General features: G+C 45.1%; 16 protein-coding genes. 13 read left to right on the forward strand and 3 right to left on the reverse strand.

The annotated features are described in order from the left end of the window. The first annotated feature begins 2 nt into the window (after positions 1 to 2). The 6 genes from GPL15_RS03965 (at position 3) to GPL15_RS03990 (ending at position 8474) form a co-directional block, all read left to right on the forward strand. The gene (locus tag GPL15_RS03965; RefSeq protein ID WP_215696245.1) at positions 3 to 2006 is read left to right on the forward strand and encodes a TIM-barrel domain-containing protein; all 2004 of its coding nucleotides are present in this window, start codon (positions 3 to 5) and stop codon (positions 2004 to 2006) included. Positions 2007 to 2021: 15 nt separating this feature from the next. Then, positions 2022 to 3113, forward strand: coding sequence for a hypothetical protein (locus GPL15_RS03970; protein ID WP_215696246.1), 1092 nt, complete (start codon positions 2022 to 2024; stop codon positions 3111 to 3113). Positions 3114 to 3363: 250 nt separating this feature from the next. Continuing rightward, positions 3364 to 4395, forward strand: a complete 1032-nt coding sequence (locus GPL15_RS03975) for a hypothetical protein (RefSeq protein WP_215696247.1) — start codon at positions 3364 to 3366, stop codon at positions 4393 to 4395. Positions 4396 to 4408: 13 nt separating this feature from the next. After that, positions 4409 to 6199 (forward strand): sugar phosphorylase, encoded by a 1791-nt coding sequence (locus GPL15_RS03980; protein ID WP_215696248.1) that lies wholly within the window; start codon positions 4409 to 4411, stop codon positions 6197 to 6199. A gap of 461 nt (positions 6200 to 6660) precedes the next feature. Then, positions 6661 to 7452, forward strand: coding sequence for a uroporphyrinogen decarboxylase family protein (locus tag GPL15_RS03985; protein ID WP_215696249.1), 792 nt, complete (start codon positions 6661 to 6663; stop codon positions 7450 to 7452). Further along, on the forward strand, positions 7449 to 8474 hold the full coding sequence (locus tag GPL15_RS03990; protein WP_215696251.1) for a uroporphyrinogen decarboxylase family protein: 1026 nt from the start codon (positions 7449 to 7451) through the stop codon (positions 8472 to 8474). The genes GPL15_RS03985 and GPL15_RS03990 overlap by 4 nt, the downstream gene beginning before the upstream one ends. Before the next feature lie 77 nt (positions 8475 to 8551). Here GPL15_RS03990 and GPL15_RS03995 read toward each other — a convergent pair whose 3' ends face one another. Beyond that, on the reverse strand, positions 8552 to 9004 hold the full coding sequence (locus GPL15_RS03995; protein WP_215696253.1) for a hypothetical protein: 453 nt from the start codon (positions 9002 to 9004) through the stop codon (positions 8552 to 8554). Between the two features lie 461 nt (positions 9005 to 9465). Here GPL15_RS03995 and thrS point away from each other — a divergent pair, with 461 nt between their 5' ends. The 6 genes from thrS to GPL15_RS04025 all read left to right on the forward strand — a co-directional run bounded on the left by thrS (position 9466) and on the right by GPL15_RS04025 (position 16316). Then, positions 9466 to 11367 (forward strand): threonine--tRNA ligase, encoded by a 1902-nt coding sequence (thrS, locus tag GPL15_RS04000; protein WP_215696255.1) that lies wholly within the window; start codon positions 9466 to 9468, stop codon positions 11365 to 11367. A gap of 83 nt (positions 11368 to 11450) precedes the next feature. Beyond that, entirely contained in the window at positions 11451 to 12050 is a 600-nt protein-coding gene (locus tag GPL15_RS04005) for a DNA-3-methyladenine glycosylase I (RefSeq protein WP_275950455.1), read from the forward strand. 45 nt (positions 12051 to 12095) lie between these two features. Then, positions 12096 to 12863, forward strand: a complete 768-nt coding sequence (locus GPL15_RS04010) for an EFR1 family ferrodoxin (protein ID WP_215696259.1) — start codon at positions 12096 to 12098, stop codon at positions 12861 to 12863. A gap of 129 nt (positions 12864 to 12992) precedes the next feature. After that, positions 12993 to 13526 carry an RNA polymerase sigma factor gene (locus tag GPL15_RS04015; protein ID WP_252198084.1) on the forward strand — a complete coding sequence of 178 codons (534 nt, stop codon included), beginning with the start codon at positions 12993 to 12995 and terminating at the stop codon, positions 13524 to 13526. Further along, positions 13519 to 14595 (forward strand): hypothetical protein, encoded by a 1077-nt coding sequence (locus GPL15_RS04020; protein WP_215696261.1) that lies wholly within the window; start codon positions 13519 to 13521, stop codon positions 14593 to 14595. Before GPL15_RS04015 ends, GPL15_RS04020 begins: the two co-directional genes overlap by 8 nt. A gap of 41 nt (positions 14596 to 14636) precedes the next feature. Next, on the forward strand, positions 14637 to 16316 hold the full coding sequence (locus GPL15_RS04025) for a VWA domain-containing protein (RefSeq protein WP_215696263.1): 1680 nt from the start codon (positions 14637 to 14639) through the stop codon (positions 16314 to 16316). Between the two features lie 409 nt (positions 16317 to 16725). On the opposite strand, the gene GPL15_RS04030 is transcribed toward GPL15_RS04025, so the two are convergent. Together GPL15_RS04030 and GPL15_RS04035 are read right to left on the reverse strand one after the other, a co-directional pair. Beyond that, entirely contained in the window at positions 16726 to 18135 is a 1410-nt protein-coding gene (locus GPL15_RS04030; RefSeq protein WP_215696265.1) for a Na+/H+ antiporter NhaC family protein, read from the reverse strand. A gap of 22 nt (positions 18136 to 18157) precedes the next feature. Further along, positions 18158 to 19342 carry a M20/M25/M40 family metallo-hydrolase gene (locus tag GPL15_RS04035; RefSeq protein ID WP_215696267.1) on the reverse strand — a complete coding sequence of 395 codons (1185 nt, stop codon included), beginning with the start codon at positions 19340 to 19342 and terminating at the stop codon, positions 18158 to 18160. A 190-nt stretch (positions 19343 to 19532) separates the two neighbouring features. Here GPL15_RS04035 and GPL15_RS04040 point away from each other — a divergent pair, with 190 nt between their 5' ends. Continuing rightward, a complete protein-coding gene (locus tag GPL15_RS04040; protein WP_215696269.1) occupies positions 19533 to 20453 on the forward strand; it encodes a LysR family transcriptional regulator in 921 nt (306 codons plus the stop codon). Positions 20454 to 20488: the final 35 nt, after the last annotated feature.

Raw genomic sequence — 20488 nt, forward strand, 5'->3', positions numbered from 1 at the left:
GTATGGCTTATTATAAGATTCCGGAATTTACAGGCGAAACAGATGGAAAGAAAATAATATGGGAAGACGAAGGTGAAATCCTTTGGATGGAACCTTACGGCAGCGATGTAATAAGGGTGAGAGCCAGCCGCAGTTTAAGGATTGACGGCAGCAAAAATTGGACGCTTCTGCCGCCGGAGAATGCAAAAAACGCTTTTGTTGTAAAAGATAAATCAGAAGGAAGGCTGTATAACGGGAAAATAACGGGATCCATAACTGGTGACGGAACAATCGCGTTTTACAATCAAAAAGGAACAATTTTATTAGAGGAATCCTGGATTGACGGGCGTGTAAATACTGCCCCATTAAGACGGGCCAGGGAATACAATGTGCTGGCAGGAGACGTCTTTGAGACGGACGTATACTTTAAACCCAGGGAAAATGAGCATTTTTATGGTTTGGGGCAGGAACCTAACGGATGTTTTGACCTGAAAGGCGCGTCTGTAGAATTGGTACAGAAAAATACAAAGTGTACCATTCCATTCCTCTTTTCTTCGTTGGGATATGGGATTATATGGAACAATCCTGCCGTGGGCCGGGCAGAGCTGGGAACGAATCATACCAGATGGCATGCCAATGCCTGTGGGCAAATCGATTATCTTGTAATCGCCGGTGATACGCCGGAAGACATATTGAAGGCTTATGCCAGGATTACCGGATATGCGCCGGTGCTTCCCCGATGGGCTATGGGATTGTGGCAGTCTAAATTACGTTATGAGAACCAGGAAGAAGTTTTAGAAGTGGTGAGAGAATATGCGAGAAGAAAAATACCGCTGTCAGTAATCATAATTGATTATTTTCATTGGACCCAACAGGGCGAGTGGAAGTTTGATCCGGAATGCTGGCCAGATCCGGAAGGGATGGTAAAAGAAGCAGAAAAATTAGGAACGAAAATTATGGTTTCCGTCTGGCCGACTGTGGATCCCAGAAGCGAAAATTACACGGAAATGAAGAAAAATAATTATTTAATCAAGGCGGAAAAAGGGGTTAACGTTCAGTTTATGTTCTATGGACCGGAAACCTACTATGATGCGACTCATGAAGGCGCCAGAAAATACATATGGTCCAAGATGAAAGAAAATTATTTCAAATTGGGGATTAAGAACTACTGGCTGGACGAAGCGGAGCCTGAATACAGACCTTATGATTTTGATAATGTCAGATATTATGCGGGAAATGGAATGGAAGTGAGCAGTATTTATCCTTTTTATCATGCTAAGGCATTTTATGACGGTGCAAAAGAGGCGGGCGCAGATGAAGTGGTTAATCTGGTTCGGTGCGGGTGGCTCGGATCTCAGCGCCTGGGAGCAGTAATCTGGTCCGGTGATGTGGAGTCATCATTTGACAGCCTGCAAAAGCAGATGAAGGCGGGACTGCATATGGCAATGTGCGGAATTCCCTGGTGGACAACCGATATAGGTGGGTTTGTAAACGGGGATCCGGAGGACGAAAAATTCAGGGAGCTGCTAATCAGATGGTTTCAGTATGGTATTTTCTGTCCGATTTTAAGGCTCCATGGTTACAGGCTGCCTTATATTGGACGGGAACTTGAGAATCCAAATGGGAGATGCTTCAGCGGTGGACCAAATGAAATCTGGAGTTTTGGTGATTATGCGTATGGGATTTTGAAAAACTGTATTATGCTAAGGGAAAAGCTGATTCCCTATTTGGATCAGCAGATGAAATTGGCATCCGGTACAGGAGTGCCGGTGATGCGTCCTATGTTTTTTGATTTTTATACAGATGAAAAAACCTATCTGATTGGAGATCAGTTTATGTTTGGCCCTGATATTTTGGTGGCTCCTGTTATAGAAGCGGGAAAAACACAGCGAACCGTATACCTGCCGGAGGGATGTATCTGGACGGATGCAGGAAGCGGCATGAAGTATACAGGAGGAAGAGAAATTACCGTATCAGCAGGTATTGATACAATTCCTTATTTCTATAAAAATGATTTTATCTTATAGGCTGGGAGGATGGTTATGATTCATAAAGAAAACTGGGAAGAAACAAAACAGAGGTTTAAAGATTGGTGGATACAGGACAATACCGGAAGACCTCTGATATATATCAGTGCTGAAAGAGATAATATTAGAGATTTTTTACCGAAAGAGGAGTTTTTTAAAAATCCTGATGATTACTATTTTAATGTTAAGCGGATGTGTCAATATTATAAATCTTACTGTGAAACTCATGACTTTATGGCAGAAGCCTTTCCAAATATTAATTTAAATTATGGAACAACTTCCATTGCGCTGTACTGTGGAGCGGAACCTGAATGCAGATGGGATACGATGTGGTACCGTCCGGCTCAAAAAAAATGCTGGGAGGAATTAGTGCAGCAGGGCGTTAATTACGAGGGTAAATGGTTAGAGAAGCATATTCAGATGATTCAGAAAGGTAAAAAATATGCCGGAGAAGATTATCTTTTGACCATTCCTGATATAGGAGGGAGTATGGATGTATTGTCACTTCTATTGGGCGCCGAAGAACTATGTTACGAATTAATGGATGAATTTGATAAAGTTAAAGCAGCATCAGAAAGGCTTACAGAGTATTATGTCCGGATTTATGACCGGTTTTATGATTTGGTAAGAGATACGGATGGCAGCAGCGTTTTTACAGCATTCAAGGTCTGGGCGCCGGGCAGAACGGCCAAATTGGAGTGTGATTTCTGTGCGTTGATGAGCCCGGACCAGTTTAAGGCTTTGGCTGTCCCAGCGTTGAAAAAGCAGGCGGAGCATATGGATTATGCGTTTTATCATTTGGATGGTCCTGATGCCATAAAGCATTTGGATCAGATACTGGGGATCGAAGCGATCAAGGCGATCCAATGGTCCCATGGGGCAGGAAATCCAGACGGCCTTTGGGATGGATGGTTTAGTAAGGTTCATGATAAAGTGATCAATGCAGGAAAATCCTTATACTTGTTTGTTGATGATCATCCTGCGGAGGAATCCATAGCAGGTATTAAAAGACTGACTGAAAGATATGGTTCCAAGGGAATATTTTTACGCTTTTTTGACGAAATGGATCAGGAAAAAGCAAATGCTGTTCTAAAAGGAATCGGATGAGGGGCCTAAGATGATTGAATATTTTGATGAACGTAAAGATACCATGTTTGGAACAATAGGCACAATAAATCAGGAGGAAAAAGATTTAATCCGGAGCCTTGCTTCACAGGTTATGGAAATAGGCAGCAGCCCCAGGCAGAAGGAGAAGATAGAACTGCATCAAAAAAACAATATGCTTCAGGCGGATACTCCTGTACTTCTGGCTTTCCTTGATAAAGGTTCCTGGGAAGAAATTCTGCCGGAGTCCACTATGAAAATAAAAGACCCGTTTTGGAGGAGCTATGAGTTATATTTAAGACGTTTAATTTACAGGGGAAAATATATTCACGATGATTATGTGATAGAACCTGTAATAGAAGTGCCGTTGGTCTTTCATTTTACCGGCTGGGGAATACAAAAAAAGCATAAGGAAGGAGCCGGAAAGGGTGGATCATGGGGATTCTGCCAGACGTTGAAAACGTTAGAAGAAGTAAGGAAACTAAAAGATATTGATGTTTTGATCGACCGTAAAAAAACCGGACAGAACTATGAAGCCGTCAAAGAGGTGTTCGGTGACAGTATTTGCGTTAGACAGGATACCTGTATACCTATACGCCCTGCGCTTCTGCGCGACTTGGCAGAATTAAGGGGATTGGAACAATTGATGTACGATTTGGTAGATGATCCGGAATTAGTTCATGAAGGTTTGAGCTTTATGGCAGACAGCTATATTAGATTAATTAAAAAAATGGAGAGAGAACATTTAATAGCGCCGAACAACAGAAATCATTACGTTGGTTCAGGAGGCGTTGGTTTTTGCAGGAAATTGGAGCCTGAGAGCGGAAATAGTCCTGGCTGCCTTAATATGTGGGGATTTGGAGAGGCACAGGAGTTAGCTTTGGTATCACCCTCCATGTATGAGGAATTTGCTGTGGAACATTTAAAACCGGTTTTAAATTTATTCGGGTTAAACTGCTTTGCCTGCTGCGAATCTCTGGATGGTAAATATGAGATAATTAAAAGTATCAAAAATCTGCGCAGGGTTTCGGTAAGCCCATGGTCTGATTTAAAACTGGCGGTCCAGGCATTGGAAGACAGATACTTAATCTCATGGAAACCGAATCCCACAATTGTTGGTTCCGGTTTTGATAAGGACCGGGCAGCTAAAGACATCAGGCGTGCGCTGGAATTAACAAAAGACTGTCATATGGAAATTATTATGAAAGATTTGATAACAGTGAATAAAAAGCCAGAAAACCTTTTCTCGTGGTTAGACATGGTGAAGAGGGAAATTGGAAGATAAACAGGAGGGAGATATGGACAGAAGCAAAAGAATTTATGAAAATCTGGAGTTTGTGTATGGGAAGCAGGCGGCTGAAAAGCTGTTCCCGCAGTTGATGGATATGGCTGAAAAATATCGGAATAAAATTGGAGAAAGAAAAAGTAAAGCAGGATACGGCCCTGTTTTAGCAGGTGATTTGGATGAAAAAGACGTGATTTTGATTACATATGGTGATAATTTTAAGAAGGATGCGTCACATTCAGCTTTAGAAAATCTAAAACGTTTTTCTGATAAATATTTGAAGGAAAAAATAACAATTATCCATCTGCTCCCATTTTTTCCCTATTCTTCAGATGATGGTTTTTCTGTAATCGATTATTGCGAAGTAAATGAGGATATGGGAACCTGGCAGGACATTGATGCAATGGCAGAGAATTTCCGGTTGATGTTCGATTATGTAGCGAACCATATTTCGGCAAAAAGCATGTGGTTTGAGGAGTTTCTGGCGGGAAATCCCCAGTATCAGAATTATTTTGTTATATCTGAAGAGTCTCCTGAATTAAAAAAAGTAACACGTCCCAGGACGAACCCTTTATTGACGGAGTTTCAAAGGGAGAACGGAGGGCCTGTTAAAGTTTGGACTACCTTCAGCCCGGATCAGGTGGATATTAATTATTCCAGCCCGGAAGTATTCTTAAAAATGTCTCAGATCCTTATGGAATATTATCTGCATGGAGCCAGCCTTATCCGTTTAGATGCCATTCTCTATATGTGGAAAGAACTTGGCACGGAATGCGTCCATCTGCCTCAAACCCATGCTTTAATCCGTACATGGAGGGCTCTGACGGAATATGTGATGCCTGAAGGCGTGATACTGGCTGAAGTGAGCGCGCCTCATGAAAAAAACATGTCCTATTTGGGAGATGGAAATAATGAGTGTCATATGATTTACCAATTCCCCCTGGCGCCGCTGGTACTCTATAGTATGCTGAAACAGAATACGGAAAAATTGAGAAATTGGGCACAGACAGTTGAAACACCTGGGGAAAACGTAACATTTTTTAATTTGTTGGCATGTCATGATGGAATTGGTGTAATGCCGGCCAGAGGGATTCTGCCTGAAGAGGAAATTCTGTGGCTGGCAAAAGAGGTGAAGAAAAGAGGCGGGGATGTATCTTACAAGTCTAATGAAGACGGTACTGAAAGCCCTTATGAGCTGAATATTGTTTACAGGGATGCTGTCCGGGATTTATCTGCTGATGAGGATACCAATACCAAACGTTTTTTATGTGCATATGCAGTCATAATGGCGATGAAAGGTGTTCCGGGATTATATATTCATGCTCTTTTGGGATCCCATAATTCACCGGAAGAGGTTTTGAACACGGGAATTAAACGTTCCATTAACCGGAAAAAGTTTGATTTGGAAGAGATTGAAAGAGATTTAAATGATTTCTCATCTTACCGCCGGCCCGTTATGCAGGGGTTTGATACGATGATCCGGCTTAGGAGAGAAATTAAGGCATTTGATCCCTATGGTGAAATGAAGGTGCTGGACAAGGGGGATTGTGTATTTGCTGTTCTGAGAATTGATAGGAAAAAAGAACAGGCAGCAGTAGCAGTCTGTAATATGACACAAAATAGTCAGAAGTTAAAGTTTTCTGTGGAGGAGCTGGAACAGTCAATTGGCAGAAGTATTAAGCAGTTTGGTTTTTATGAAGCGTTTTCCGGTTTCGAAATTGAATTAAAGCAGGGATTATTTGAAGTGGTTTTAAAACCTTATGAATATCAATGGATTCTTGAAAGGAATGGGGAAAAGATATGAACTCAAGGGAACGCGTACAAGCAGTAATTCATGGACAGATACCGGATCGAATTCCAATTGATATTGGCGGGAGCACACTGACTGGGATAAGTGTGGATGAATATATTGAAGTTGCCGATTATTTGGGAATTGACTGCGAAATGCCAAAGGTGGTGGATCAATATCAAATGCTGGCACGGGTAGAAGGGCCAATCCGGGACTGGTTTCACAGCGATGTGATATGCCTGGAAAATCCAACGGTATCCTGGGGATACAAAAACCGGAATTGGAAACCGTGGAGGACAGAGACTGGAAATAATGTATTGGTTCCTGGGGAATTTAATGTCAAAAGACTGGAAAATGGAAGTCTGGAATTAAAAGACTGCGATGGAAAAACGGCTGGCCGGATGCCAAAAGGCGGCTTGTATTTTGACAGAATTTTTCCGAATATAAAAATAAATCTGATGGATGAAATCGAATTTATGGATCCGGATGAATTTAAGAAAACAATACCTTTATATACGGATGAGGAACTGAAGATAATCGAAAAAAGAGGGGATTTTTTTGCGAAGAACACAGAACTTTCAGTTTTGGGTGAGTTTCTAAAGGGAAATTTGGGAACTTCCGGTGTTTTTGCGGGACACCCGTTTACCCAGTGGATGTGTGTGGTAATGCTGGAGCCCGACTATGCTGTTTCTTTAGTTGAGGCATATGCAGAAAGGACAATTGAAAATTTCAAACTCTATCGTCAGGCTGTAGGAAATAATATTGATACCATATTTGTGTCTTCAACTGACTTTGGAACTCAAAACGCGGAATTTTACCGTCCGGATGTATTTAAAGAAATATATTTTCCGAGCTATAAAAAAATTAATGATTATATACATGGGAACAGTGAGTATAAAATCATTTTCCATAGCTGTGGATCTATTCGAAATATTCTGCCATATTTTGTTGAAGCGGGAGTGGATATTCTGAATCCGGTTCAAATATCAGCGGCAGGAATGGATGCAGGGGAATTAAAAAAAGAATTTGGAGATAAGATTATTTTTTGGGGAGGAGGAATTGATACCCAGCATATATACCCCGATGGTACAGCAGAAGAAGTACGGGCTCATGTGAAAGAACGAATAGAAATTCTGGGAAAAGACGGCGGCTTTGTGTTCACACCGATTCACAATACCCAATATGGTGTGCCTCCGGAAAATATAGAAGCGATGATTGAAACTGTATTAAAATATGGCAGATATGATTCCGGGAGGGGAGAAAAATGAAAATAAACAGGGAACCTGATTTTAGAAACATAGAGGCGGTACTGGAGAAAAGAATACCTTCCCGCCCAACTTTATTTGAATTTTATTTGAACAACCGGCTTTATTCCAAGTATGGAAGTCCTTATTTTAAGGAAAGGGATAATGATGTATTCCCAGAATACCAAGGGATGATTATGGCATACAAGAACCTTGGGTATGATTATGCTACCATAAAAGGATGTGATTTGTCATTTAAGCCATTGGGCAAAAAAACTCAAAGGACAATTTCATTAAATGATAATGTTAAAATTTGGGACAGAGAAAGTTTTAATAAATTTCCATGGCCCGATCCTGAAGAATATGACTATTCCCGCCTGAAAGAGGCTGAAGATTTCATGCCTTCAGGGATGAAGCTGATTGTTTTTGGAGCCGGCGGAGTTTTAGAAAATGTTATAACCCTGCTTGGATATGAGAATCTTTGTATGCTTCTTTATGACGATCCTCAGTTAGTGGAGGACGTGTTTGAAAAAGTTGGAACTATTTTTATACAATATTACGATATAGTGTCAAAGTATCCGTCTGTGGGGGCGGTTATGTCAAATGATGACTGGGGTTTTAATACCCAGACCATGCTTTCAGTTGACGATATGAGACGTCTGGTGTTTCCGTGGCATAAAGAGATTGTAAGACGGGCCCATCAGGCGGGGAAATATGCGATTCTCCATTCCTGCGGAAATTATTCAAAAATTGAAGAGGATATTATCAACGATATGAAATACGATGCAAAACATTCATACGAAGACAATATTATTCCTGTGGAAAAGGCATATGAGGCCTGGAGGGGAAAAATAGCCGTATTAGGAGGGCTGGATTTGAATTTCATGATTTGCGCGGATGAAGAAGAGATATTTAACCGGTCGCGAACGTTAGTAGAAGCTTCTATGCGTTACGGCGGATACGCATTGGGAACCGGAAACAGTGTACCGGATTACGTGCCGGACAGCCACTATGAAGCGATGATCCGCGCGGCTTTAGTTGAATGAGTCTATAACAGGATGGTCTAAAAAGGTCATGCAGAAAAAACATGGCCTTTTTAGAGTGATCCTCAGAACAATTTAATTTACCTCACGCCGAACTTCACTCCGCGCTTCAGCGTCCCATTGCTGTTCCACTCCTGATAAACATAGGGCTGTTCACCGGATGGTCCGTTTTCCGTAAAGTGATATGTTTTGCCGTCTACGGCAACGTCACCCTGAATTAACTGGCATTTGTTGTTCATGTAGTAGGCATTTCCGTTGACTTTGATTAAACCTGCCTGCAATTCCCCTGAATCAGCGGCAAAATACCAGGTATTGTCACGCTGAATCCATCCGGTTCTCATGATCTGGTCGGAACCGAAAAAGAACCAGTGGTCTTTATAGCGAACCCAGTTGTTGGTGCAGTAGCTTCCGTCGCCCCACTGGTATTTGGTGCCTTCTGATGTGTTTACAAAACCTGCTGCAAATGATGTAAAGGCACTTCCCGCACTGAGCGTTAAAACTACGGCTGCAAGAGCCAATTTCTTTAATTTCATATGAAAACCCTCCTTTTTTCTGTGTTCATCAGGATCTTACACCTTGGACTTAGTCCAGGGTCAATACAGTTAATTTTTTCGTAAGAGAATCGTAGTGGTATTGACAAAAGTTTCGATTAGGTCTATACTGTGGAAAATAAAGAGAGAAAGCTATGATGGAAAGAGTAACTGTGGGATGCCGGACAGAGAGAAGGACAGAGGCTGAGAGTCCTTCGCGGTGGTTGACAGTGAAAACCACTCCGGAGCTGCGGCATGAGGAATGCTGACGTCTTCCCGCGTTAAGGGATAAGGCTTGTTGGAGCCGGAGTAAAAATTAAGGTGGAACCGAGCTGTATACCGAACGTATATATGCGCCCTTGAATGGAATGTGATCATTCCGTTTAAGGGCGCTTTTTGTATTAAAATTTAAAGAGCAATTTCTAAGAAAATGCCGCATTGCAGCGGTAATGAAGGAGGAAGCTATGAAGATCACTTTAAAAAATGGAGAAGTAAGAGAGTTTAACCAGGATGTGACGGCAATGGAGGCGGCAGAAGCCATAAGTTCCGGTTTGGCGAGAAACGCCTGTGCGGCCAGAATTAACGGACAGCCTGCCGATCTGCGCACCAGGATTTCAGGAGACTGTTCCCTGGAGATTCTGACTTTTGAGGAGGAAGAGGGAAGGGCGGCATTTCGCCATACTGCCTCCCATATTCTGGCTCAGGCGGTAAAACGGCTGTTCCCGGAGACAAAACTGGCCATCGGCCCGTCCATAAAAGACGGTTTTTACTATGATTTTGACAGGGAGGAAGCATTTACTCCTGAAGATCTGGAAGCCTTGGAAAAGGAGATGAAAAAGATCGTAAAAGAGGATTTGGAAATCCAGCGTTTTACCCTGCCGAGGGAAGAGGCGCTTGCTTTGATGAAGGAGAAAGACGAGCCATATAAAGTGCAGTTGATCGAGGAACTGCCGGAGGGCGAAGAGATCAGCTTTTACCGCCAGGGAGAGTTTACGGACCTGTGCGCAGGCTCCCATCTGATGAGCACCAAACAGGTAAAGGCGGTTAAACTGACTTCTGTGGCAGGGGCTTACTGGAAGGGCAGCGAAAAGAATAAAATGCTGACCAGAATTTATGGAACGTCTTACCCCAAGGCCTCCGATCTGGAACAGTATCTGCAGATGATGGAAGAGGCAAAGAAACGGGATCACAGAAAGCTTGGAAAAGAACTGGGACTTTTTACATTTATGGAAGAAGGCCCCGGATTCCCATTTTTCCTTCCCAAAGGCATGGTGCTGAAAAATGCTCTCATCGATTATTGGAGAAAGATCCATACGAGAGAAGGCTATGTGGAAATCTCCACGCCGATGATGCTGAACCGGTCCCTGTGGGAGACATCCGGCCATTGGGATCACTACAAGGAAAATATGTATACAACGGTGATCGATGATACGGACTTTGCCGTAAAACCCATGAACTGCCCGGGCGGAATGCTGGTCTATAAATCACAGCCCCGTTCATACCGGGATCTTCCGCTCCGTATGGGCGAACTGGGACTGGTGCACCGCCATGAGAAGTCAGGACAGCTTCATGGGCTGATGCGAGTCCGCTGTTTCACTCAGGATGACGCCCACATTTTCATGACTCAGGATCAGATAACGGAGGAGATAAAAGGGGTTGCCCGCTTGATCGATGAAGTGTACAGCCTGTTCGGATTTAAATACCATGTGGAACTTTCCACCAGGCCGGAAAACAGCATAGGCAGCGATGAGGACTGGGAAATGGCTACGGATGGGCTTAGAAAAGCTCTGGATGAGCTGGGGCTTAGCTATGTGGTAAATGAAGGCGATGGGGCGTTCTATGGACCTAAAATTGATTTCCATTTGGAAGATTCCATCGGAAGAACATGGCAGTGCGGCACCATCCAGCTGGATTTCCAGCTTCCCATGCGTTTTCAGGCGGAATATATGGGAGCCGATGGAGAAAAGCATCAGCCGATCATGATCCATCGTGTGGTATTTGGCTCCATTGAGCGGTTTATCGGCATATTGACGGAACATTTTGCAGGAAAATTCCCGGTTTGGCTGTCGCCGGTTCAGGTTAAGGTGCTGCCTATTTCGGATAAGAACGCCGGTTATGCCAAGGAGGTTTATGAGAAGCTTTGCAGCAGCCAGATCCGATGTGAATACGACGCCAGGGCGGAAAAAATCGGTTATAAAATCAGGGAAGCACAGTTGGAAAAGGTGCCTTATATGGTTATTATAGGGGGGAAGGAAGAGGAAGAGAGAAATGTGTCCGTAAGGTACAGGGATTCTGGGGAAAATGTTGTGATGACGTTGGAAGAGTTGGTGGAAATGGTAAAGAAGGAATCAGCTCCCGGCTGTTAAATAAATGATGTCCTCCCATATTTGACATTTCACCCATGAGAACGTAAACTGGAGGGATAAGAACTATGGAGGAGGATTTTAGGTTGGAGGAGAAAAAAAGATGCCAGTGGTGCCTGATCAATGAACCGATGACCAGATATCACGACGAGGAATGGGGCGTACCCGTCCATGACGATAAGCGCCATTTCGAATATCTGCTGCTGGAAGTGATGCAGTGCGGATTAAACTGGAATATGATGATTCAGAAACGGTCCATTTTCCGGGAGTGTTTTGCGGAATTTGATTTTCGCCGGATTGCGGATTTCGGGGAAGAGGAAATTGAAAAAATACTTCTGGTTCCCGGAATGATCCGCTCCCGGCGGAAAATCGAAGCGGTGATTAACAATGCCAGGCAGTTTTTAAAGGTGGTGGAGGAATTCGGCAGTTTTGATGATTACATCTGGGGATTCACAAAAGGGAAGTCCTATGTCTATAAAAAACACAGGGAAGGGTTCCCGGAGGCCAGCAACGAACTGTCGGACCGCGTGAGCAAAGACATGAAGAAGCGTGGATTTAAATATGCGGGTTCTATCACCATATTTTCCCATCTTCAGGCCTGCGGGATTATCAATGACCATGTTTATGACTGCTTTATGTATGAACAACTGGTTAAGAATGAAAATACGGTATTTATAGAAGGGTAAAAATTTAAGTTGTAGGGCCGGGGAACCGGCCGGAAGGAGGAAACTATGAATTATATGGCAGTATTCAGCCCAACGGGCAGCACAAAAAAGGTGATGGAACTGTTGACCGGTGTCTGGGATCAGGAAGTCTGCGAAATTGATCTCACCGATTACCAAAACGCAGAAAAAGAGTATGAATTCGGGCAGGATGATCTGGTCTGCATAGGGGTTCCGTCTTATGGCGGACGGGTTCCGGCAACAGCCACAGAGCGCATAAGCCGGATGAAGGGAAACGGCGCCCTGGCGGTCGTTGTGGTTTCCTTTGGAAACAGGGCTTATGAAGATACCTTGCTGGAATTAAAAGAGACGGCCCAAAAACAAGGTTTTCATGTGGTGGGCGGGGCCGCCGCAGTGACGGAGCACAATATTATGCACCAGTTCGGTGCAGGACGCCCGGATGAAGCGGACCAAAAAGAACTGAAGGAATTTGCGGAAAAGCTGAAAGAACGGATTCTGTCCGGGGCTGGAACAAAGGAAGAGGATTTGAAACTTCCGGGCAGCACCCCCTACAAAGAATACCATGGAATCCCGCTAAAGCCTCATGCGGATAAGACCTGCATGAAATGCGGGCTCTGTGCTGAAAAATGTCCTGTAGGTGCTATTTCCAAAGAAGACCCGTCGCTGACCGACGATAAAAAATGCATTTCCTGTATGAGGTGCATTTCCATCTGTCCTAGCGGGGCCCGCAGCCTGAACAAAATCATGCTGGCTGGTTCGGTCCAAATGCTGAAAAAGGCATGTTCTGAGCCGAAAAAGAACGAGTTCTATTTATAGTTAGGACGGCGCGCCGTCAAAACTGATATTTATTTAAAAATATTTTAAAAACCACCATAAAAATGATTTCTTTCATCCGTATCTATAATAGAAGGGAAATTCTACGCAGGGAGGGCGCAGCCGTTGAGTATGACTGACAGCGAGTTTGAGAAAAATATCGGGCTGATCCAACAGGGGAAACAAGAAGGACTGAGGGCTATTTACGAAGCATATCTTCCGGCCGTCTATTCTTCCGTCAACGCTGTTTTACATAATGAGGAAAGCGCCCAGGATGTGACGGCTGATTTTTTTATCAAGCTGTGGGACATTGCCGGGCAATACAGGCAGGGAGGAAAACATAAGGCCTGGATGCTCACAATTGCCCGCAATATGGCTGTCGACTATCTCAGGAAATACCAGCGGGAACAACTGGTGGACGAGATACCGGAATCCACAGGAAACGTCCAGGATTTTAATGCCCAGGAAGAACTGATCTGCAGTGAATTGACCTTAAAACAAGCGTTGGAAACGTTGGAGGAGGAAGAGAAACAGATTGTCAGCCTTAAAATCATGGGAGAACTGACCTTTAAGGAAATCTCCCGGATCATGAAAAAACCACTTGGAACCATTGCATGGAAATACAGAGCTGCTTTAGGTAAGTTGAAGAGGTGCCGATATGAGTAAGAACAATGAACTTAAAAAAGCATACAGAGATTTACAGATTCAGGAAGCGCCTGACCTTTGGAACCGCATCGAAGCCAATTTGACGTCCAAAGACGTGCCGGAAGAAGATAAGCCTGTTATTATCCACGCAGAAGAGAAAAAGAAGAAAAAGAAGAGAACGAATTACCGCGCCGAAGCCGGTCTGGCAGCGGCGGCCTGCTGTGCGCTGCTGGTATTCGGAGGCATGGCGGGAAGGCGGCAAAAGGGGTTTGAAATGGCTGGGACCATGGAAACGACGATGGCAGCTATGGAGACCACCGCCGGCCTGGCCATGGAGACTACCGCAGACACGGCAATGGACGGGCCGCGGGATACCATAAGAACGGAGACAGGGCCAATGGCCCCTGAGGCGGAAGGGGCAGAAGCCAGCACGCAGCCGGGGGACAGTTCAGGGGAAGAAAAGAACCAGGTTTCCCAATATGGAAACACCCCCCGCCCCGTATCCTACGACAGCCTGGCGCTTAAAGGAACTCCGTCGCCCCTGCCGCCGGAAAATGCGGTTTATGTGCCTGGAAATAATTATTATTTTACGGAGGCGGATTTAAAAAACGCAGGTTTCCTGGGTCAGGTGACAGTGGAAAACGTGTCTTATGAAAACGGGTCCGACGGCCGGGCGGTTTCAGTGGTTTATGATGTGGTGGTTGACAAAGTTTTGTATTCGGAGGACTATGTGAGTGAAAAGCAGAGCCTTCAGGTGAAAAGCCCGTTGGTGGGAAATGGGGAAGACAACAGCCTTTTGTATTCCTTAAAGGCAGGCGGAATCTATATACTGCCGCTGAAATATGAAAACAGCGCGTATTGGCTGTTATATCCCAATTCCCCCCAGATCGAGGTGACGGAGGATACCAGGTATGTGTTCCATACCGGATGGCAGAGCCTGGTTAACGACCAGACCGCCGTGGTTTTAAAGCAGGCCGAATCACCGGAAGACTATTATTATGACCGCATGGTAATGCGGGAAGACCCTGTTTTTCTTTCTAATCTGACTGTTCTTGTAGAAGCGGCCCACAGGCCGGGGAACACCGGCTGAAAGCCTTCTTGGAGCCGGCCGCTTCAGGAATGGAGGAAATTATGAAAAAACGAAATCAGATCACAGCAGTTGGTTTAACAGGTATTTTATTGGCATCCGCATTGGCGGGATGCGCAGGCGGAAAAAGCTCTGCGGTAGCGGAAGGAACGACGGCTGCGGCAGTCCAGATGACAGAGGCGGCCGGTTACAGTCCCATGGAAAATGCAGCCGCCCCCAGGGATGGTATGGCGGATCGATATCAGCAGGCCTATGGCGGAGAGTATAGGAACACGGAAGAGTATCATGCTATCGTGGAAAACGGGTTCAAGAGCGTGGCGGAAAATCCCCTCTCCACATTTTCCGTGGATGTGGATACTGCGGCATACAGCAACATCCGCCGGATGATCAGCCGGGGAGAAAACATCCCGGAAGATGCGGTGCGGATTGAAGAAATGATCAATTATTTTAAATATGACTATAAGACGCCGGACGGAGATGTCCCGTTTGCAGTCACCACAGAGCTTTCCGACTGTCCCTGGAATCCGGAAAACCAGTTGATGCTCATTGGAATCCTGGCCAAAGAGATCGACTTTAACAACCGTCCCATGTCCAATCTGGTATTTCTTCTGGATGTGTCAGGATCCATGTATGATGCGGATAAACTGCCCCTGGTTCAGAAATCATTTGGCCTTTTAACCGATGAACTGACGGAAAATGACCGGGTATCCATCGTCACCTATGCAGGATACGAGCAGGTGGTGCTGGAAGGGGCCAGAGGGGATGAAAAAGTTAAGATCCGTGAAGCCTTAGACGGCCTGACCGCAGGCGGTTCCACCGCAGGAGAAGCGGGCATTAACAGGGCCTATGAACTGGCTGAAAAATATTTTATTGCCGGAGGCAATAACCGGGTGATCCTGGCCACAGACGGAGATTTAAATGTAGGAATCAGCAGCGAATCAGAACTGATAAAACTGATTGAAAAGAAACGGAAAAGCGGCGTCCACCTGTCCGTTCTGGGATTTGGAACCGGAAATATCAAGGACAACAAGATGGAAGCCCTGGCCGATAACGGAGACGGAAATTACGGCTATATCGATAACCTGATGGAAGCGAAAAAGATCTTAGTGGATGAGATGGGCGGAACCCTGATAACCGTAGCGAAGGATGTGAAGTTACAGGTGGAATTCAATCCCGCCCAGGTATCCGGATACCGTCTGATCGGCTATGAAAACCGGGTCCTGGCTGACGAAGACTTTCATGACGACACTGTGGACGCTGGGGAAATCGGTTCCGGCCACCGGGTGACAGCCCTCTATGAGATCGTGCGCGCAGGCAGTAAAGTTCCAACGGATAGCCTTAAATACCAGGAAAACGGCGCAGAAAAAACGTCCGGCCAGGATGAAGCTGCCCAGGATAAGCCGTCGCAAACACCGAAAGAGGCCGCAGGTGAATTCGGAAATGAGCTGTTAACAGTCAACATCCGCTATAAAGCCCCCAACGGCAGTGAAAGCAAGCTGATTTCCGTTCCCGTGGAAACAGGCAGTTACCAAAAAGATATTCCAAACAACCTGAGATTTGCAGGCGCTGTAGCGGAATTTGGAATGCTTTTGAGGGACAGCGAGTTTAAGGGGAACGCGTCATATGAAGAAGTGATCAGCCTGATTTCCGGTATGCCTCAGAGTGGGATGGACGCTTATAAGGATGAATTTAAACAGATGGTATTGAAGGTGATGGACCGTTAGGAAAATGTAGCAGAAGACATTTTCACACCGTCTCCATAAGCTGTGTAAAAAAGGCGGCAGAATGATTGATAGGGATTCTACCGCCTTAAATGTTTCCTTTTTTAGTTATATGATTCCCGTTGTGCATCCAGCCGCACATTACGGGCATATAACAGCATATCAATAGTAATCTCCAGAATGTTCAACACGTAAAAGATCCAGGAAAGATAAAACAGGAATCCCGGCGGTCCGTCCGCCTGACGAAACAGAATTATCTTTCTCAAAATTCCAAAGATATACCCTAACCATATAAAAAATTCAAAAAAGAGGCTTTTCCCCTTAGCTGTCTGGGAAATCCAAGACTTTCTGATAGAAATCGGCCATGAAAGCCCAAAACAGAGAATCATAAACGCTTCTAATAAATCAGTTATCATTGTTCTGTCTTAATCCCCCTGTCCGTCCGGTTTGTCTGCTTTTTTTGCTTCAGTACAGCGTAGATCAGCAGTACTCCAATGTAAACAAAAGGCGTTACCAGGTAGGGGACCATTCTCAGCGGATCCACATCCAGGGACGCGGAAACTGCAACCGGATTGGTGTTCCATGGAATCCACAATCCGAGTATCAAACAGCCTACGGTCATCGCATTAGCCAAATCCCGGCGGTCCAGCCCGGCACGGTCATACACCGGATTCAGTACATTGCTGGTAAAAACCTCCGCAAAGGTAGTTGAGGAAGAAAGGTTTCCCAGGGAGCCGAGAAGAAGAGCGCTGATGGTAGCAGCCAGGTTAGTGTGGATATGTTTTGACAGCGGCTCCACCAGGGAATCCAGCACGCCCGCTGTATTTAAAATTCCAAAAAGCCCGAAGGCTACCACAATCATAAATGCAGTGCCCGTCATGCTGGACATGCCGCCTCTGCTGAAAAGCTTGTCAATAAACACATCTCCTGAGCTTAACACATATCCGTCCCACATGTTCTGAATCACATTCTGAGCCCCATTTCCCTGGTACAGGACGGCCACAATCAGCCCTCCGGCGCCTCCGCAGAGCAGCGAGGGGATGGTGGGAACCTTTACGCAGAGCAGGGCAATGACCAATATGACCGGAAGAAAGGGTACAATTCCAAGGCGGAAATTATTTGCAATTCCATTCATAATACCGGTAATTTCATCTGTGGAGGACGCCCCGGAGGCATTGGATAAACCCAGAGCAAAAAATATGGCTATTGATATTACAATCGTTGGAATGGTAATTCTCAACTGGTATTTGATATGGTCAAACAAGTCAATTTCTACTGCGCCGCTGATGATGTTGGTGGTATCTGACAGAGGAGAGAGACCATCGCCCACGAAAGCACCGCAAATAATAGGGCTTGCCGCAGCCATTGGATTAAGCCCCATTCCCAGGGCTACGCCCATGAGAGCGATTCCAATGGTTCCGCAGGTTCCCCAGGATGTTCCCGTAATCATGGAAAATAAAACACAGATGACAAATGCGGTCAACTGGAAGAAGCCCGGATTAATAATTTTCATTCCCAAATGGGTAACAGCCGCAATGGTTCCGCTGGCGTTCCAGGCGCCGATCAACGCCCCGATGGTGATCGTAAAAACCACGGGCAATAGGCAGCGGGGCATAAATGCGAACATCCCTTTTTGCAGTTCCTTATAGGTAAAGCCGATTTTCATGCAGAGCGGAAAGGCTGCAAGCCAGGCCAGCAAAAACAATACCTGCATTTTAAATTTATATACTGCTCCCAAAAGCATGATTCCCCCGAGAATTAACACCATGGTGAATAATGCATATCCAAAGGAAGGCCTTCTCTTTTCGTTTGTTTCGCTCATTATCATTTCCCCCTTCTTTCCTTTATCCGCTGATTCCGGCTTCATCTATTCTGGTCACTGCATAGGCCAGGAGTTTTGTCCGGTCATACATTGTCTGCAAAATCCCATACTCTTTCCGGTTATGGGCAAATTCCCCTACAATTCCAAGCCCGTCTAAGGTTGGAACGCCGGCCGCCACGATATTGCCAGAATCTGATACGCCGCCTCTCTGGATTTTCCCGAATTCCGGCATATGAAGTTCTGACGCCAGTTCATTCATGAAATCACATAATTTTGAAATTTCTTCTGTCTCGTCATAGGGTACAAATCTGGCCACATCAAGCCGGTAGGAAGCGGCCGTTCCCGGAATATAGGAATGTTCAATTGCCTGGATGATTCCCTTATGCAGCCGTTCTCCCTCTTCCAGGGTTTTAAAACGGATATCGACTGCAAATTCACAGTGATCCGGAATCGCGCTGCTTTGGGTGCCGCAGTGCATAATGCTGGGGGTTACAGAACTGCCCTTGTCTAAATTTTGAAGTTTGGCCATATCTGCGATTTTCAGAACCGCTTCCAGAAGGGCATTTTTTCCCGTAAGCACATCATTTCCCGCATGTCCGCCTACTCCCTCAACTGAAACAAAAAATGTGTGCTGGGTCTTCCGGCTTACCACCAGCCGGTTCTGCATATCCCCCGGCTCCATATTAAATCCGCAAAAGCAGCCTTTGCTCTCTTCAATAATCGTCTGATCTGCCAGATTGCCTACATGATCTGCTTCTTCGTCCCCTACCAGAATCATTTTGACAGGGCGTTTGTCATATCCGATTGCATTTAAGGCTTTTGCGATATAGAGGGCCATCACATCCCCGCCCTTCATATCGATGACCCCGGGACCATAAATTTTCCCGTCCTCAATCCGGCACGCCGGAGTCCCGAAAGATCCGGTGCGGTAAACCGTGTCAAAATGCCCGGATAAAAGGATGGGTTCACCGGGACGGTCTTTACCCAAAACCGCTGAAACAATTCCGGCCCTGTCAGGCGCAACGTCGAATTTTTTCAGCTCAAACCCTTCATCTTGCAGAAGTCCGCAAAAATACTCCATTGCTTTTTCCACATGTTCTTTTTCATCATATCTGCCTTCCAAGTTCACCAGATTTACTAACACCTGGTTCATCTCTTCCTTGTGTGCTTCGATATAGCTGTCAATTGCTTCATATTGTGTGCTCATTATAAAACCCTCTCCTGTCTTTTTTTATCCGCTGCAGCGCTTGTAAGAAAATTATAACATCAGTAATTTCCAAACACCAATTCATTAAATTTCTGTCACTATTGATAAAATGAATACCTGCTGTTATAATATTTTGTATATTTTGACGGAGCCGGGCCGCAGCAGATCAAACTTAAACAGGGGGGAATCCATGGGATATAAAAACCTAAATTATATTGTGGAAATTGCCAGACAACGCAACATCAGTAAAGCCGCAGAGAAGCTGTTTATTTCCCAGTCTGCGCTCAGTGTGTATCTGAAAAAATTGGAACGGGAATTGGGGGTAGAGTTATTTATACGCAAAAACAATACGCTGACGCCTACCGTTGAGGGTGAGATGTTTGTAAATACTGCAAAAGAAATCCTCAAGTTAGAAAAGGACCTTTTCGACAAAATCAAGCCTGACGGCAGGGGTGTTTTTACCATAGGAATCTGTTCTGAATTGGCTGTAACCATGTTTACGCGGGTATTATCTGATTTCAAAAAAAGCCACCCTGCTTTCAAGGCCAGTGTAACCGACGGCCGGACAGAACCTCTGATCACCAAATTAAATGAAGGGTTAGTGAAATGTATTATCGTTCCATCCACTCAGGAACATCCCGGAATCAGCCATCACTGTGAACTGTTAAAAGATGAAGAGTTGGTCTTTGTTCTCTCAAAGAACCATCCGCTGGCTGCCTTAGCTTCCGACGATTACGACCATCCGCCCAGGGTTGATGCCTCTGTGTTTAAGGACGCCGGTTTTATTCTGGCGCCATCCGACACCATTGAGGCGGAGATCATCCAACGGCTGTTCAATGACCATAACATAATACCGGAGATTCTTTTTGAAATTAACAGAACCCGGGACATCAGCCAGATGGTGCGGGAAGGAATGGGCATTTCCATTCAGCCGGAATACTGCGTTCCCAGGGATATGGAACTGGTGGTCTGCCGCCCTGAGCGGGCTTATCACCGTTATATGCACCTGATTTACCGGGCCAATACCAGGCTGAGCAAAGAGGAAACCATGCTGCTGAAAAGCGTGAAACAGGCTTATCAGACCTGGTACACCGATTTCAAACATAAATAAAGATGGAGATCAGCTTCATGCTGAATTAAAAATGA

This window comes from Clostridium sp. MCC353 (assembly GCF_018785315.1).
GTDB lineage: Bacteria > Bacillota > Clostridia > Lachnospirales > Lachnospiraceae > CHH4-2.

Bases quoted from the DNA above. Each gene is read 5' to 3' on its own strand.
- GPL15_RS03965 (WP_215696245.1), top strand. From the start codon at position 3: ATGGCTTATTATAAGATTCCGGAATTTACAGGCGAAACAGATGGAAAG.
- GPL15_RS03970 (WP_215696246.1), top strand. From the start codon at position 2,022: ATGATTCATAAAGAAAACTGGGAAGAAACAAAACAGAGGTTTAAAGAT.
- GPL15_RS03975 (WP_215696247.1), top strand. From the start codon at position 3,364: ATGAAAATAAAAGACCCGTTTTGGAGGAGCTATGAGTTATATTTAAGA.
- GPL15_RS03980 (WP_215696248.1), top strand. From the start codon at position 4,409: ATGGACAGAAGCAAAAGAATTTATGAAAATCTGGAGTTTGTGTATGGG.
- GPL15_RS03985 (WP_215696249.1), top strand. From the start codon at position 6,661: ATGGATCCGGATGAATTTAAGAAAACAATACCTTTATATACGGATGAG.
- GPL15_RS03990 (WP_215696251.1), top strand. From the start codon at position 7,449: ATGAAAATAAACAGGGAACCTGATTTTAGAAACATAGAGGCGGTACTG.
- GPL15_RS03995 (WP_215696253.1), bottom strand. From the start codon at position 9,004: ATGAAATTAAAGAAATTGGCTCTTGCAGCCGTAGTTTTAACGCTCAGT.
- thrS (WP_215696255.1), top strand. From the start codon at position 9,466: ATGAAGATCACTTTAAAAAATGGAGAAGTAAGAGAGTTTAACCAGGAT.
- GPL15_RS04010 (WP_215696259.1), top strand. From the start codon at position 12,096: ATGAATTATATGGCAGTATTCAGCCCAACGGGCAGCACAAAAAAGGTG.
- GPL15_RS04015 (WP_252198084.1), top strand. From the start codon at position 12,993: ATGACTGACAGCGAGTTTGAGAAAAATATCGGGCTGATCCAACAGGGG.
- GPL15_RS04020 (WP_215696261.1), top strand. From the start codon at position 13,519: ATGAGTAAGAACAATGAACTTAAAAAAGCATACAGAGATTTACAGATT.
- GPL15_RS04025 (WP_215696263.1), top strand. From the start codon at position 14,637: ATGAAAAAACGAAATCAGATCACAGCAGTTGGTTTAACAGGTATTTTA.
- GPL15_RS04030 (WP_215696265.1), bottom strand. From the start codon at position 18,135: ATGAGCGAAACAAACGAAAAGAGAAGGCCTTCCTTTGGATATGCATTA.
- GPL15_RS04035 (WP_215696267.1), bottom strand. From the start codon at position 19,342: ATGAGCACACAATATGAAGCAATTGACAGCTATATCGAAGCACACAAG.
- GPL15_RS04040 (WP_215696269.1), top strand. From the start codon at position 19,533: ATGGGATATAAAAACCTAAATTATATTGTGGAAATTGCCAGACAACGC.